The 14,033-nt window shown below is 68.4% G+C and carries 12 protein-coding genes; 5 read left to right on the plus strand and 7 right to left on the minus strand.

Annotated features, from left to right (window positions below):
* Window positions 1-24: 24 nt before the first annotated feature.
* Genes AC1DEM_RS10560 through AC1DEM_RS10575 form a run of 4 tightly spaced genes read left to right on the plus strand, consistent with a single transcriptional unit; the run spans window position 25 to window position 5,862 of the window.
* Window positions 25-1,080, plus strand: coding sequence for an iron ABC transporter substrate-binding protein (locus tag AC1DEM_RS10560; RefSeq protein WP_476884320.1), 1,056 nt, complete (start codon window positions 25-27; stop codon window positions 1,078-1,080).
* 5 nt (window positions 1,081-1,085) lie between these two features.
* On the plus strand, window positions 1,086-2,678 hold the full coding sequence (locus AC1DEM_RS10565; protein ID WP_476884321.1) for an ABC transporter permease: 1,593 nt from the start codon (window positions 1,086-1,088) through the stop codon (window positions 2,676-2,678).
* Entirely contained in the window at window positions 2,675-3,865 is a 1,191-nt protein-coding gene (locus AC1DEM_RS10570) for an ABC transporter ATP-binding protein (protein ID WP_476884322.1), read from the plus strand. Before AC1DEM_RS10565 ends, AC1DEM_RS10570 begins: the two co-directional genes overlap by 4 nt.
* A gap of 26 nt (window positions 3,866-3,891) precedes the next feature.
* Window positions 3,892-5,862 (plus strand): glycogen debranching N-terminal domain-containing protein, encoded by a 1,971-nt coding sequence (locus tag AC1DEM_RS10575; protein ID WP_476884323.1) that lies wholly within the window; start codon window positions 3,892-3,894, stop codon window positions 5,860-5,862.
* Window positions 5,863-5,881: 19 nt separating this feature from the next.
* On the opposite strand, the gene AC1DEM_RS10580 is transcribed toward AC1DEM_RS10575, so the two are convergent.
* A complete protein-coding gene (locus AC1DEM_RS10580; protein WP_476884324.1) occupies window positions 5,882-6,703 on the minus strand; it encodes a phosphatase PAP2 family protein in 822 nt (273 codons plus the stop codon).
* 160 nt (window positions 6,704-6,863) lie between these two features.
* The gene (locus AC1DEM_RS10585; protein ID WP_476884325.1) at window positions 6,864-7,463 is read right to left on the minus strand and encodes a YdeI/OmpD-associated family protein; all 600 of its coding nucleotides are present in this window, start codon (window positions 7,461-7,463) and stop codon (window positions 6,864-6,866) included.
* 91 nt (window positions 7,464-7,554) lie between these two features.
* Between AC1DEM_RS10585 and AC1DEM_RS10590 the strand changes: the two genes are divergently transcribed.
* The gene (locus AC1DEM_RS10590) at window positions 7,555-8,322 is read left to right on the plus strand and encodes a VOC family protein (protein ID WP_476884326.1); all 768 of its coding nucleotides are present in this window, start codon (window positions 7,555-7,557) and stop codon (window positions 8,320-8,322) included.
* A 607-nt stretch (window positions 8,323-8,929) separates the two neighbouring features.
* On the opposite strand, the gene AC1DEM_RS10595 is transcribed toward AC1DEM_RS10590, so the two are convergent.
* The 5 genes from AC1DEM_RS10595 to AC1DEM_RS10615 form a co-directional block, all read right to left on the minus strand.
* Window positions 8,930-9,271, minus strand: coding sequence for a hypothetical protein (locus AC1DEM_RS10595; RefSeq protein WP_476884327.1), 342 nt, complete (start codon window positions 9,269-9,271; stop codon window positions 8,930-8,932).
* A gap of 277 nt (window positions 9,272-9,548) precedes the next feature.
* Window positions 9,549-10,622, minus strand: a complete 1,074-nt coding sequence (locus AC1DEM_RS10600) for a hypothetical protein (protein WP_476884328.1) — start codon at window positions 10,620-10,622, stop codon at window positions 9,549-9,551.
* A gap of 81 nt (window positions 10,623-10,703) precedes the next feature.
* The gene (locus tag AC1DEM_RS10605; RefSeq protein WP_476884329.1) at window positions 10,704-10,925 is read right to left on the minus strand and encodes a hypothetical protein; all 222 of its coding nucleotides are present in this window, start codon (window positions 10,923-10,925) and stop codon (window positions 10,704-10,706) included.
* Window positions 10,926-11,007: 82 nt separating this feature from the next.
* The gene (locus AC1DEM_RS10610; protein WP_476884330.1) at window positions 11,008-12,270 is read right to left on the minus strand and encodes a M20 family metallo-hydrolase; all 1,263 of its coding nucleotides are present in this window, start codon (window positions 12,268-12,270) and stop codon (window positions 11,008-11,010) included.
* A gap of 9 nt (window positions 12,271-12,279) precedes the next feature.
* Window positions 12,280-14,025 carry an amidohydrolase gene (locus AC1DEM_RS10615; RefSeq protein ID WP_476884331.1) on the minus strand — a complete coding sequence of 582 codons (1,746 nt, stop codon included), beginning with the start codon at window positions 14,023-14,025 and terminating at the stop codon, window positions 12,280-12,282.
* Between the last annotated feature and the right edge of the window lie 8 nt (window positions 14,026-14,033).

The raw sequence follows: 14,033 nt of genomic DNA on the forward strand, positions 1-14,033 counted from the left end.
GAATTCCTTGCAGAAAGTAGCCCAATGAAGATCCGCAACAACGCACTGGCGGGCATCGCCCTGGCAGCCACTGCCGCCCTGGGCCTGGCCGCCTGCGGCTCCGGTTCCGCTGCCCCGGCTGGCAGCAGTGCAGCGGCTGGCGGCTCGGCCGCCGGCGAGATCACGGTCTATAACGCCCAGCACGAGTCCCTGACCAAAGAGTGGGTAGACGCCTTCACGGCCGAAACCGGCATCAAGGTCACCCTGCGCCAGGGCGACGACACCGAAATGTCCAACCAGATCATCCAGGAAGGCCAGGCCTCACCCGCGGACGTCTTCCTGACCGAGAACTCACCCGCCATGGCCCAGGTGGAAAACGCCGGTCTCTTCGCGGACGTGGACAAAGCCACCGTGGACCAGGTCCCCGCTGAGTTCCGTCCCTCCACCAACAAGTGGACCGGCATCGCAGCCCGCTCCACCGTCCTGGTCTATGACAAGAACAAGATCAGCGCCGACAAGCTGCCCAAGTCCATGCTGGACCTGGCCAACCCCGAGTGGAAGGGCAAGTGGGCAGCCTCGCCGTCCGGCGCCGACTTCCAGGCGATCGTCTCGGCCCTGCTGGAACTCAAGGGCGAAGCCGCCACGCAGGCATGGCTCAAGGGCATGAAAGAGAACTCCAAGGCGTACAAGGGCAACAGCACGGCCATGAAGGCCGTCAACGCCGGCGAAGTGGACGCCGCCCTGATCTACCACTACTACTACTACGGCGACCAGGCCAAGACCGGCGAGAACTCCAAGAACGTCACGCCGCACTACTTCAAGAACCAGGACCCTGGCGCCTTCGTCTCCATCTCCGGCGGCGGCGTGCTGAAGTCCTCGAAGAACGCCGCGGCGGCCCAGTCCTTCCTGAAGTTCATCACCGGAAAGAAGGGCCAGGAAGTACTGCAGAAGGGCACCTCCTTCGAGTACGCCGTCGCCTCGGACGTCCCGTCCAACGACAAGCTGGTTCCGCTCAAGGAGTTGCAGGCACCCACAGTGGATCCCGCGAAGCTCAATTCCGCCAAGGTCACCGAGCTGATGACCCAAGCAGGGCTGCTGTAGCGGCAGTGACTTCCAAGCTGGCGGTCCCCAAAATAACCGGGGACACGACGACGGCGGGCAGGGGCAAGCGCCCCCGCCCGCCTTTCGGCGTTTCTGTTGTTTCCATCATTGCGGTCCTGATCGCCCTGTTTTCCCTCATTCCCCTGGCCTACGTGATCTTCATGACGGCCTCCACCGGCTGGGACACCGCCGCCGCACTGATCATCCGCCCGCGCGTGGGCGAACTCCTGCTGAACACGGTGCTGCTCACCGTGGTGACGGTGCCGCTGTGCCTGGTCCTGGGGGTCGGCGGGGCGTGGCTGGTTGAACGCACGTCCCTGGTGGGCCGGAAGTGGTGGGCCGTGCTGCTGGCCGCCCCGCTGGCCATCCCCGCCTTCGTCAACAGCTACGCCTGGGTTTCCGCGGTGCCCTCCCTCGGCGGACTCTGGTCCGGGGTCCTCATCGCCACGCTGTCCTATTTCCCGCTCGTGTACATTCCGGCCGCGGCGACACTCAGCCGCCTGGACCCGGCGATCGAACAGTCCGCCGCCTCCCTCGGCCTCGGCGCCTGGCGCGCGTTCTTCCGCGTGGTGCTGCCGCAGCTGCGCATCGCCATGACCGGCGGCGGGCTACTGGTCGCGCTGCACCTGCTGGCCGAATACGGGGCGTTCGCGATGATCCGCTTCGACACCTTCACCACAGCGATCATGGTGCAGTACCAGTCCACGTTCAACGGGACCGCGGGGAACATGCTCGCCAGCGTCCTGGTGTTCCTATGCCTGATCCTGCTCCTCGTCGAGGTCCGCAGCCGCGGCAGCGCCCGGTACGCCAGGGTCGGCTCGGGTGCCCAGGCGCGCGCCCTGCGGCTGCCCCTGCACGCCTACCAGGTCCCGGCCCAGCTGTCCCTGATCGCCCTCACGGCGCTGGCATTCGGCCTGCCGCTGGCATTTGTGCTGCGCTGGATCGTCACCGGCGGCCCGGACATCTGGGCAGCCGAGGAATTCATGCCGGCCCTCCTGCAGACCCTGGCCTATGGCCTTGCGGCGGCCGTCGTCACCACCGTGGTCGCGTTCCCCATGGCCTACATGGCCGTGCGGCGCCCCGGCTGGTTCAGCAAGTCGCTGGAGCTGTCCAACTACATCACCAGCTCCATGCCCGGGATTGTGGTGGGCCTGGCCTTCGTGACCGTGAGCATCCGGATGGTGCCCAGCATGTACCAGACCTCGGCGCTCCTCATCGCGGCCTATGTGCTGTTGTTCCTCCCCCGGGCCCTCGTGAACATCCGCTCGGGCCTGGCCCAGGCACCAAAGGAACTCGACGAGGCCGCCCAGGTGCTCGGCAAGCCGCCGCTGCTGGCCTTCCTGCGCGTGACGCTGCGCCTCACGGCCCCCGCCGCGGCCGGCGGGGCGGCCCTGGTGTTCCTGGGGATTGTCAACGAACTCACGGCCACCCTCCTGCTCTCGCCCAACGGGACGCGCACCCTCGCCACCGAGTTTTGGAGCAAGAGCAGCGAAATCGACTACGCTGGCGCCGCCCCGTATGCGCTGCTGATGATCCTGATCTCGGCGCCCATGACCTACCTGCTCTTCCAGCAGTCCAAGAAAGTAGCCGGACAGTGACCGATGTTTACCCGTCGCGTGAGGCCCACTCACGTCTCCCCGAGCCGCGAGTCTCGGCATCCGTGGCCACCAGCACCAACAGCCACCTGGAAATCGACGCGGTCACCAAGAACTTTGGCCCCCAGGCCGTCCTCAAGGGCGTCAACCTCTCCGTCGCCAGGGGTGGAACGACGGCGATCGTGGGACCGTCCGGCTCCGGCAAGACCACGCTCCTGCGCCTGATTGCCGGCTTCGAACACCCGGACACCGGCAGCATCTCGCTTAACGGCAGCAAAGTGGCGGGCGAGAACGCCTGGGTGCCCGCCCACAAACGCCACGTCGGCTACGTGGCCCAGGACGGCGCCTTGTTCCCGCACCTGACGGTCGGGCAGAACATCTCCTTTGGCCTGGACGCCTCGCAGCTCCCTGGCGGGCACCGCGGCGTCAAGGCGCGAGTGGCCGAGTTGCTGGAAATGGTCTCCCTGGACCCGGCCATGGCCAAGCGCCGCCCGCACCAGCTCTCCGGCGGCCAGCAGCAGCGGGTCGCCCTGGCCCGGGCGCTGGCCCGCAAGCCCGCGCTCATGCTGCTGGACGAGCCGTTCTCCGCCCTGGACGCCGGCCTGCGGGTGGCCACCCGCCGCGCCGTGGCCCAGGTCCTGAAGGACGCCGGCGTCACCACCATCCTGGTCACGCATGACCAGGCCGAGGCGCTGTCCTTCGCCGACCAGGTGGCTGTGATGCGCGGCGGCAGGCTGGCCCAGATCGGCAACCCGTTCGTCGTCTACACGCGCCCGGCGGACCGTGCCACCGCGGAATTCCTGGGCGACGCCGTCATCCTGGACGCCTGGATGGAAGGCTCCTTGGCCACGTGCTCGCTCGGCGGGATCCCCGTTCGACGCCCGCCCGCCCAGGGCCGGGTCCAGCTGATGCTGCGGCCCGAGCAGATCCGCATTTCCGAGGACGGCCCCATCCGCGGCACGGTGGTGGATACCGACTACTTCGGCCCCGAGACCACGGTCCGGCTCCAGCTCCCGGTCCCCCCGGTCCTTGCCGCCGGCGCCGTCCCGGACCACCGCTACCCCGGCGGCGGGGAAATCATCACCATCCGGCACTGGAACGCCTCGATCGCCCGCCCCGGTACGGAGCTGCGGCTTCGCGTGGTGGGCGAGGCCGTGGCGTTCCCGGTGGATGAGCAACCGTCTCCCTAAGACTGCTCTGGAGATAGGGTGGGCGGATGACTGTTCAGCCAGGCCTGCACCGCCAATACTGCTCCGTTGCCGCCCCCACACAGCTGTGGCTCGATCCCGACGGCCGCCTGGCCGGCGAGGTCAAACCGCCCGGAGCAGGCGACTCTGGTGATCCTGCCGGGTTCACCGGGCTGCTCCACGGCGACACCCGGATGCTCTGCCGGGCGCTGGTGCGCGTCAACGGCCTTGAACCCGAACCCTCGGCCGTCGAGACCGAGCCCGGCGGTGTCCTGCGCGTCCGGGGCCTGGTCCGGGGCATCCCGGGACCCACCGAGGATCCCGCCGTCGAGCTCCTCCAGACCTGGACTGTGACGCCGGGCGTGGTGCGGCACACCCTGCAGCTGCGCACCTCGCTGGATTCCCTCGACGTCGAAATCGACATTGAACTGGCCGCCGACTTCACGGACATGGCCCAGATCCGCCTCAGCCGCTTCCGCGACCCGTCCGGTCCGATCTCTGCCGACCAGTCTGCGCTCCGCTGGAAGGAGGGCGGCAAGGCCTTGACGGTGGCGGCGGCCGGCGCCGTCACCCCTGACGGGCACCTCACCTGGCGCGGAACCCTAGGCCGGGGCCGGCCGTTCGAAGCCGAATGGCAGGCCGTCCTGACCGACGCCGACGACGCCGTGGTGGCTGCCCGCCCGCCCGCGGCCCGCCCGCCCGCAGGGACCAACCTGCCCGGACCGGCCGGGGCCCTGGGCCTGCTCCTGGATAACTCCCTCGATGAAGTGGCCGGGCTCCGGCTGGCCACCCGCCAGCTGCCGGACGCGCCGTTTATCGCCGCCGGGGCGCCCTGGTACTTCACGCTGTTCGGGCGGGATTCGCTCTGGGCCGCGCGGCTGCTGCTGCCCCTGGACAACGGGCTCGACACCGGGCTGGCGGCAGGCACGCTGCGCGCGTTGGCAGCCTTCCAGGGTACCCGGACCGACGCCGCGGCCGCCGAGGAACCCGGCAAGATCCTGCACGAACTGCGGTCCAAGGAGCTAGTGCTGGAGAGCCAGGGCCTGCGCCTGCCCCCGGTGTACTTCGGGGCCGTGGACTCCACCCCGCTGTGGCTGTGCCTGCTTGGTGAACTCTGGCGCACCGGCCGGGACGACGACGCGGTCCGGTCGCTGCTGCCGAACGCGGCACGCGCCGCGGAGTGGCTGCTCGCCGCCGGTGCAACCGGGCAGGACGCCGCAACGGTTAACGCCGCAACGGGTAACAGTCCAGCGGGCAACGCCGGGTTCCTCAGCTACCGGGACGCGTCGGGGCACGGCCTGAGCAACCAGGGCTGGAAAGACTCCCGGGACGCCATGCAGTTCCGCGACGGCCGCCAGGCCGACGGGCCGATCGCCCTGTCCGAGGTGCAGGGCTACGCGTACCAGGCAGCGATGGAAACGGCGGAGCTGTTCGACGCCTACGGGGAACCCGGCGGGCAGGCGCTGCGGGACTTCGCCGCTGCCCTCCGGCTCAGGTTCCGCGAGCGCTTCTGGGTGGAGGACGACGGCGGCCCGTTCCCGGCCATGGCCCTGGACGGGCACGGTGTTCCGCTGGACATACCGGGCTCGAACATGGGACACCTGCTGGGCACGGGCATCCTGGATGCGGCCGAAGCCCGGATCGTGGCGGACCGGCTGGTGAGCCCCGAGCTGTTCTCCGGCTACGGCGTGCACACGATCTCCCGGCGGGCCGCGGGGTTTTGGCCCTTCAGTTACCACTGCGGCTCGGTCTGGAGCCACGACACCGCCATCGCGATCCGCGGCCTCCTTGCCGACGGTTTCATCGCCGAGGCCCAGATCCTCGCCGATGGCTTGCTCGCGGCGGCCGCCTCCTTTGGGCACCGGCTGCCGGAGGTGTTCGCGGGGGTCCGGGCCGAGGACTCGGGCGTCGCGGTGCCCTATCCGGCGTCCTGCCACCCGCAGGCGTGGTCCTCAGCCTCGGCTGTTGTGATCGCCCAGGCGATGGGCGTCGGGCTCTGACGAGACTGGCTCTGGCGGGCTAACTTCCCGGGGCCGGCCCTGCCGGACTAGCTTCCGCCGGGGCCGGCCCTGCCGGACTAGCTTCCGCCGGGTCGGGTTGCGACAGAAGCATGGCCGGCACCAGCGGCGCAGGCCGCGGAGCCATGGTGGCGCGCAGCCCGTCGGCCAGGATGACGATCCCGGTAACGGCGAGCGCCAGGCCCATGGCGGCGAGCACGTCCGTCAGCCAGTGATAGCCCAGGTACAGGCGGCTAAAGGCGACCACCAGCGTTCCTGCGGCTGCGGCCGCGAAGGCGAGCACCGACGTCGTCCGTTTGCCCGTCCGCGTCCCGCGGGCCGCCACCAGCAGGTAGCTGAGGACGCACAAGAAGACGCCGGCGCCGAAGGTGTGGCCGGAGGGAAACGACAGGGCGTCGTCCGGTCCCAGCATGAAGTCGCTGGCGGCGGGCCGGCCGCGGCCGACGTCGTGTTTAATCAGCGTGGACACCGCGAAGGTGGCCGCCATGGCGCCGATTAGCAGGACCGGACGCCAGACTTCCCGTCTCCAGACGGCCCAGGCCAGGGCCACCGCGCAGCCGATCACCGTCATCCACAGCGGCGACGTCACGGTGGTCACGGCCGTCAGGATGGCGGTGGCGAGCGGGTTCCGGGACGCGACGAGTCCGTCGTGCACGGGCGCGTCCAGAACGGCCACCCCGCTGTTCGACTGCACGGCGGCGAGCACGGTCCAGAAGACCGTCTCCCCCGCGATCAGCAGGCCCGCTGCCGCGAAGAAGAGCCGCCGCTGGGACGGCAGCGGCAGAGGGGCACGGGGTTGCGGGGCACGCTGGGCAAGGAGCATCCGCCCTATTCTGCCAGCGGCAACTATCCGCAGCCCGGACGGCCGCTGGGAGTTCTCTGGGATGCAGCCCGGCCGGGGTCCGGCGCGGCGAGCCGCGGGGAACGGGAACGGCCGTCCGCGGGCCCGGCCGTTGCCGGCCCGGCCGTGACGGTTCCGGCTGTTACGGAGTTGGGGGCCGTTTGGTCTGCGGGTATGGCGTTTCGAACCGGGCCAGCATCTCCACGAACCCGGCGATCTTCTTCTCCCGGGTGGAGGCGTGCTTGACCGAGTTGGTGCGGTAGATCAGGGCATAGCGGTTCACGGACGTCAGGACCTCGAACATCGCCTGCGCCCGGGGCTCCGCCGCGATGGCCGCGGCAAGATCATCCGGGACTTCCGCCGTCGCCGCGCCCGAGTAGGCGGCCTCCCAGCGCCCGTCCGCCTTGGCGGCGGAGACGGCGGCTTGTCCGGCCGGGGCCATCCGTCCCGCCGACTCCAGACGTTCAATCCGCTCCACGTTGCGTGCGGACCACACGCTCTTGGGTCCCCGCCGGGTCATCCTCTGGAAGGAGCTCTCCTCGTCCCGCCGCCGGCCCTGGCCGTCGATCCAGCCGAAGCACAGCGCCTCCTGCAGCGCGGCCTCGTAGTCCAGCGCGGTCACTGATCCGCCCTTCTTATGCAGCACCAGCCACACGCCCGGACTCTGCGCGTGGTGCTGCTCCAGCCAGGTGCGCCACTCGGCGGCGTCCTTCACCAGCAGTTCCTCAAGTTCAACAGCCATGGCACCATTGTGCTCCGCGGGGCTGACCGGATGGGTGCTTTGGTGGCACCATGTCATGAGGAGCCACTCCCGTCCCTCGCAAGGAGATCCCATGCTGCGCGTCCGCCCGATCCACTACACCTCCCGTATGGACCAGTGGGGGCAACTGCTGTCCGCCCTCGGCATGGTGCGAACGGTCGACGACGGCGACTGGCAGGAGTTCGACGCCGGCTCGGGCCGGCTCGCGCTGCACCGCGTAGCGGCGGATGCCGCATCCGGCGGCGCTGCCGAACAAGGAAACGTGCAGGACGGCAGGACGGACTTCGGCGTCGAGGTCGGAGACCTGGCAGAATTCGCGCGCCGCACCAACCTGGCCGGAGTGGAGGACGGGACCACCCCGGCCGAGCTGGTCAGCGCGCGCCACGGGGACACCTGCCGCATCACGGGCGAGGACGGGTTCGGCTTTTTTGCGGACAAGGCCACCCACGGCGCGCAGTGCGCGGACGCCGATCCTGCCCTCGCCGTCGTCGAAGTCTGGTTCACGCCGGACGCTGCCGCCGCCGCCCAAACCCTGCGGAATATGGGCGCCCGGCTGCGCCCTGCACCGGATGATGACGAAACCGCGGATTTCACGGCGAAGAACGGCGGCGTGCTGATGGTGCGCCCAGCCAGCGGCGCCGCCCGGTCCGGCCTGGGCTTTGAATACACCGGCGACCTCGCCGCCCTGCGGGACCGCCTGGCGGCCGCGGGCCACCAGGTCAGCCTGACGGAAGAGGCGTTCGGGCGGACCCTGCACGTGGCCAACCCAGACGCCGCCGATCTGCCGGAGAACCCCAACGGGGCGATGCTCTGGATCTCGCTGAAGCCGGAAGCCGCCTGAGGCTGTTGCTCCGGTGCGGCCGCGGCGGATCTTGTGGAGTTCAGCGTTTCGTGGCGGCGTTCTGTGACCACTTGGTGTCGCGCAACCGGGCTTTGAGTTGTCTTACATCGCATGGATTGCGAGGCGTCAGGGGTGTTGCCGTTGGGGTACCTTCACGGGGCATTTAGTCGGGCGGGGTATACGGGCACGTCAGCTCCAGCATCCGCGCAGACGGCCTTTAGGGTGCTGGGGCCCGACGATCGACCGGCTAACGGACGGGTCGGGCAGGACCGAGGACATCGCAAACCCTGCCCGGTAGAGTGCCGATCATGGTTCGGACCGTAGGACAACCCAACAAGACCGGACTTATCTGGGTCGCGGTTACTTGTACGCTGATCATCACCGGCCAAATCTGTACGATCAGCGGTGCCCCTGACGCTCACATGGCGTCATGGGTACTCATTGGCTGCACGGTTCTTCTCATTGTCGTCGCAGTGGCCTCTTACCTTCGCAACAGCAGAGGCTCAGGCTCTCCGCCCGGCTGAACCTAGAGCAGCGCGCCTGCGGAAACCCAGGAAACAAGATTGCCGGCGACCGTCTTCGCTCGGGCGGTCGTGCCTCCCAAATTTCATTGGTCGCTGAGAACTCGTACTACTTCGGAGGGCGGCTCGGGTGTCCGGCGGTCATCTGGGACAGCCACCCAAACGATGCCGTGCTGGTCTCGACGACTTTTGGCAGTCCCAATCGGCTCGGCGAGGTTTACCGCTACGTCGCGAGCGAAGCCCTCGATAGTGCCGTCGGCTGCGTTCGTATGGAACTCGAGCCTGCTGCCAAGAACCACCAAGGGATCTATAGTCCGGCGGTATACAAGGCAGGCTGCAGCCGGCCCGTCCTCCCAGATGCCGAGGATTTGCACTTCCTCCGCCCAGTGGCGGTTGACCGCGTCAACGATGTAGCGGACAAGATTCATAGTTCCATCCTGAAGGAAGACGAGAAAGCAGCCAATCTGACAGATCCCTCAACAGACACTGTGGGAGGGTCTAGCCGGTCCAGGCAGATCTAGGGGTCTGCCAAACGCCAGGGCTGCCAAGGTCCGTGGCCCAACAGTGATGGGACTGGGCTTGTACGAGGACCAGCGCCAGGTTCCGTCCGCTAGAGGATCCCCTTGCGGGCAGACCGACTCATGTCTGTAATCCAGCTTGGTGTCTCGAAACGTCTGTGCCTCAAAACGCATGGATTGCGAGGCGTTACGGCTGATGCGGCACCGAGGTCCAGCGGTCCCCGTGTGAGGCTCGGTGCCACGTCTGCCGGGGGCCATCCCATTCACGTGCGACGTCCGTGAGCCAGATCGTACTGTCTGGGTCCCATCCTGCGATGACTGTCGCCGTTTGGGTATCGACCTGGAGTGCTCGCGTTGCGCCGTTGAGGTAACCAACGACTGTCAGGTGCACGGCATCCCACTCGCTTGCCACTTGTTCCCAATCCGGGATGACCCATAGGCCATCGCGCCCGGTCGTGCGGAACCAGTCGTGTCGCCGGGATGCGGTGACGTCGAGCGGGAATTTGCGGCACAGCGAAATCCAGTCATCTGCTATGCCGATCTCAAGAGTCCGGCCCGCTCCCCGAACCGGAACCGTAGTCGCATGCTCCCACCCCAGGGCATCCTCTACGAGACTCAGGGCGGCCGGGACTTGCCCAACGGTGTGGACCAGCCCGTGCGGGATCGACCACCACGTTCCAGAGAAGTTGGCGCGCGGGTCGTGCGGGAGTTCGCGGTCAGCGCGTTCTTCCTCGGCACGTTCCTTGCGGCCCCACTCGGTCAGTGTTTGTCGGGGATTCTTTGATAGCTGTGCCGGGCCATCCGCCGGTCGCCAGTCAATGGCCCACTGCTCAACCCGGCGGGGCTGCCAGTACCACTGGATGCCGGGTGCTGCCAGGAGTTGTCCGGCGACCGTGGACAAAGCCGCAGTGATGACCGGGAGTCCTGCGATAACATCTTCTCCATCGGGCTCCTGCCAGTATCTTGCAGTGTCGACCGACCGCTCGAGGGCCCCCTGCATCAGTTCACTGTCGAAGCCGGCAAAGTTCAGAGAAGCGAGCCTGGCCGCGAGCTCCTCTGGTGACGGAGAGGAGTGCGGATCCGCAATGTCACCGGGAGAGGAAGCGGTCAGCAGGACGCTCGATGTCCCACTCCCATTTTCAAGTTCGTACGCCAACCAGAACGCCGCAGTTTTGACATCCGGATCCAGCGCCATCGCCAGCTCAAGACACAGGCGGCGCCCTCGAGGTCCCTGCAGAACTAGATCCGTACTTGGCGTCATCAGGTCATCCTTGCACCATCGAAAGCAGACCGGCCCGCCGACCCTGGAGTGGCCGCCGATTATCGCCGCGGTTGTTCTGCCTCAGAACCGTCCGTCGTAGCTGTCCCGCAGGCCCTGCGCGGTGAACTGCCAGCCTTCGACGAGTTCGCTCAGGTCGTTCTCCGGAGTTGCCCTGCCAAGCTCACGGGCCAACTCCATCTGAGCCTCCATAAACGCGGCCATCCTGTCGGCATAGTCGATCAGGGCCCGGATCTTATCCGGCTCCAGCTCAGGCGGTTCAGGCGGCGGCGGCATCTCGATCATGCGGGCATTCTGCCAGATGCACCCTTGAGAACAGCGTTAGCCGGAGCCTGCGGGTCGGGACCAGGAACCGGCGGATCCGGGGTCAGTCCTCCAGCGCCCCATTGCAGAGCCGGTTCACGACTTCGGTGAGCATGGTCAGCCCGGCCACGATGTCCTCGTCCGTGGTGTATTCGTGTTCGTTGTGGGAGATCCCGTCCACGCTGGGCACGAACAGCATCACAGTCGGGACAAGGTCCTTCATGTTGGTCGAATCGTGCCCGGCCAGAGTCATGACCGGCTTGTTCGCCAGGCCCAGGTCCGCCGCCACCTTGGCCGCGAGTTCGACGCCCTCTGGCTGGTAGGGGGTCACGGGCCAGGTGTGGGAGTGGTTGCGCTCAACCGTGACGCTCGCCAGCTTCTCGATCCCGGCGATCCGCTCGTCCAGCAGGGCGTCCGCCTCGGCCAGGACGGCTTCATCGGCGCTGCGCAGGTCCAGCAGCAGGCTCACCCGGGACGGCACCACCACGGGCGAGTTGGGGTAGACATTCAGCTGTCCCACGGAGGTGTGCAGCACGCCGGGGAAGGAGTCGGCGAGTTCCCGGGCGGCGACCACCATCATGGACGCGCCCAGCAGCGCATCCTTCCGGTCAGCGATCACGGTGGAGCCCGTGTGGGCCTGCTCGCCGTGGACCACGAACTCGTATTTGTTGGCCGCCCAGTTGGAGTTCACCAGGCCGATGGTGATGCCCTCGCGCTCCATGCTCCGGCCCTGCTCGATGTGGATCTCGGCGCAGAATGCCGCTTCGGGGCCGTCGTAGCTGCCCCGGCAGCCGATCGCGTCCAGGGCCTCGCGGACCGAGACTCCGGCCGCGTCCGTGGTGTCCAGCGCGGTCTCGAGTCCGAGCTTTCCCGTGTAGACGGAGGAGCCCATCATGGACGGCTTGAACCGCGAGCCCTCCTCGTTGAACCAGTTGACCACGGCGATGTTGAATCGGGGCTGCCCGGCGGCTCCGGCTGCGTCCCACTGCTCCACGAGCCGGAACGCCGCGTGGGCTGCGGCGAGCACACCGTACGCGCCGTCGTAGCGTCCCGCCGTCGGCTGGGAATCCATGTGCGATCCCACCACCACGAAGGGGGCCCCCGGCACGGCCTCGTACAAGCCCCACTGGTTGCCAGCCTTGTCGAACCGCACGGTGAAGCCCTTGGCCTCCAGCAGGCCCGTAAGCCACGCCCGCTGCTGGCCGTCCGGCACGCTGGCCGCCTGCCGGTCCACGCCGCCGTTCTCGGTCGCGCCGAATTCGCTCATGGTGTGGAAGTCCCGAACGAACGCGGCGTCGCCGGAGCTGAAGGTGGTGTGAGTAGTCACGGTGTTCCCCTATGAACGGTTTGTAGCTGCGCTGAAGAGTGGACCGGTTGCGGCCGAAGCGACCGCAACCGGGGACGTGAGGCCGGGGGTCCGGAACGTAAAGTTCCCACCGACGGCGGTGGCCAGCACCTCGAGTTCGGCGATGCTGTCCGCGGTGAGCGGGGACCCGGACAGGACGGTGAAGTCGGCCAGCTTGCCTGCGGTCAGTGAGCCTTTGACGCCGGCCGCGCCGGTGGCCGCGGCGGCTCCGGTGGTGTATGCCGCCAGGGCCTGGAACGGGCTCAGCCGCTCGTCCGGGTTCCCGAAAACAGCGCCGGAGGCGGTGCGCCGGTCCACGAAGGCCTGCATTCCGCGGAGGACGTTTCCGTCCGCCACGGGGCGGTCGGAGCTGCCGGCGAGCGTCACTCCCGAGGCAAGGAACGAGGCCGCACGGTAGGCCCAGCCGAGCCGTTCCGGGCCGAGGGACAACGTCATCCCGTCCCCGCCGTCCGAGAAGAAGCTGGCCTGCGGGGTGACGGCGATGTCCGCGGAGGCCAGCCGTTGAAGCTGCTCCGGCCTGGTCATCGAGGCGTGTTCGATCCTGTTGGGCACAGTCCGGGGGCCGTATCTCGCGGCGCAGGCGGCGATGATGTCGATCGCGAGGTCCACGGCACGGTCGCCGATGGCGTGCGCCGCGATGGACCAGCCAGCCGCGTAGGCGGCCTCGATCTTGCCCCGGAGCGCCTCCGGCTCGGCCTGGAAGTAGCCGGTGTTGCCGGTGTTGTCCGTCCCGCCGTGGCTGCAATAGTCCTGGCTGACCGCGGCCGTTTCGCCGAGCAATGACCCGTCCAGGAACACCTTCGCCGGGCCCAGGGACAGGAAGTCGTCGCCGAATCCGCTGGCGATGCCCAAGTCCAGGCCGGCAGCTGCGGCGTCCGGCGAGTCCTGTCCGCCGAGCGGGTGGAGCACATCAAGAACCGGCATCAGCTGCGCCCGTGCATGGAGCCGGCCCGCGGCTCGCGCCCGCTGGTACGCTGCCAGCTCCACTGGGCTGTGGCCGATCCAGCCGCCGCCGATCCCGGCCTCGGTGAAGCTGGTGATGCCCTCCGCGGCGTAGTGGCGGGTGGCCCGGTCCAGCGCGGCTTCGATCGCCTCGGACGAGTACGGCAGGATCAGCTGCTGGATCAGCTGCTGCGCGGTTTCCTGGACCAACCCGGTGGGGCGGCCGGCGGCGTCGCGGACAATCACGCCGCCGTCGGGGTCCGGAAACGACGTCGGCTCGGCGCCGGCCAGGCGGAGCGCGGCGGTGTTGACCACGGCCATGTGGCCGGAGTTGTGCCGCATGAACAGCGGCCGGCTTCCGGTGATCCGGTCGAGGACGGTGATGTCCGGAAGCTCGCCGCCGTGCTGCTGCTGGCTGAAGCCGGTGGCCAGCAGCCAGCCCGGCCCGTCCCCGGACACAGGCCCGGGCCCGGCGGCGCTGCCTGCAGCCATGCCGGCCTCCAGCAGGGCGTAGAGCTGGTGCAAGCCGCGCGCGGCGGAGACATCCAGTTCGCCGAGGCCCAGCCCGAACCAGGTCGTGTGGCAGTGGGCGTCGATGAAGCCGGGCGTCACGGTGGCGCCGCCGAGATCCAGGACCTCGGCGGCCTCCAGCCCGTCCAGGTCATCGTCGACGCCCACAATCCGGCCCTGCCAGATCCCCAGCGAGGTCGCGCGCGGGTGGCGGGCGTCCATGGTGATGATGTCCGCGTTACGCAGCAGCAGATCGAGTTTCATGGGTTACC

The sequence above is a fragment of the Arthrobacter sp. 05T420 genome (genome assembly GCF_056396305.1).

What these genes read in the sequence shown, in the direction of transcription:
- AC1DEM_RS10560 (WP_476884320.1), top strand. Translation starts at nt 25, where the DNA reads ATGAAGATCCGCAACAACGCACTGGCGGGCATCGCCCTGGCAGCCACT.
- AC1DEM_RS10575 (WP_476884323.1), top strand. Translation starts at nt 3,892, where the DNA reads ATGACTGTTCAGCCAGGCCTGCACCGCCAATACTGCTCCGTTGCCGCC.
- AC1DEM_RS10580 (WP_476884324.1), bottom strand. Translation starts at nt 6,703, where the DNA reads ATGCTCCTTGCCCAGCGTGCCCCGCAACCCCGTGCCCCTCTGCCGCTG.
- AC1DEM_RS10585 (WP_476884325.1), bottom strand. Translation starts at nt 7,463, where the DNA reads ATGGCTGTTGAACTTGAGGAACTGCTGGTGAAGGACGCCGCCGAGTGG.
- AC1DEM_RS10590 (WP_476884326.1), top strand. Translation starts at nt 7,555, where the DNA reads ATGCTGCGCGTCCGCCCGATCCACTACACCTCCCGTATGGACCAGTGG.
- AC1DEM_RS10595 (WP_476884327.1), bottom strand. Translation starts at nt 9,271, where the DNA reads ATGAATCTTGTCCGCTACATCGTTGACGCGGTCAACCGCCACTGGGCG.
- AC1DEM_RS10600 (WP_476884328.1), bottom strand. Translation starts at nt 10,622, where the DNA reads ATGACGCCAAGTACGGATCTAGTTCTGCAGGGACCTCGAGGGCGCCGC.
- AC1DEM_RS10605 (WP_476884329.1), bottom strand. Translation starts at nt 10,925, where the DNA reads ATGATCGAGATGCCGCCGCCGCCTGAACCGCCTGAGCTGGAGCCGGAT.
- AC1DEM_RS10615 (WP_476884331.1), bottom strand. Translation starts at nt 14,025, where the DNA reads ATGAAACTCGATCTGCTGCTGCGTAACGCGGACATCATCACCATGGAC.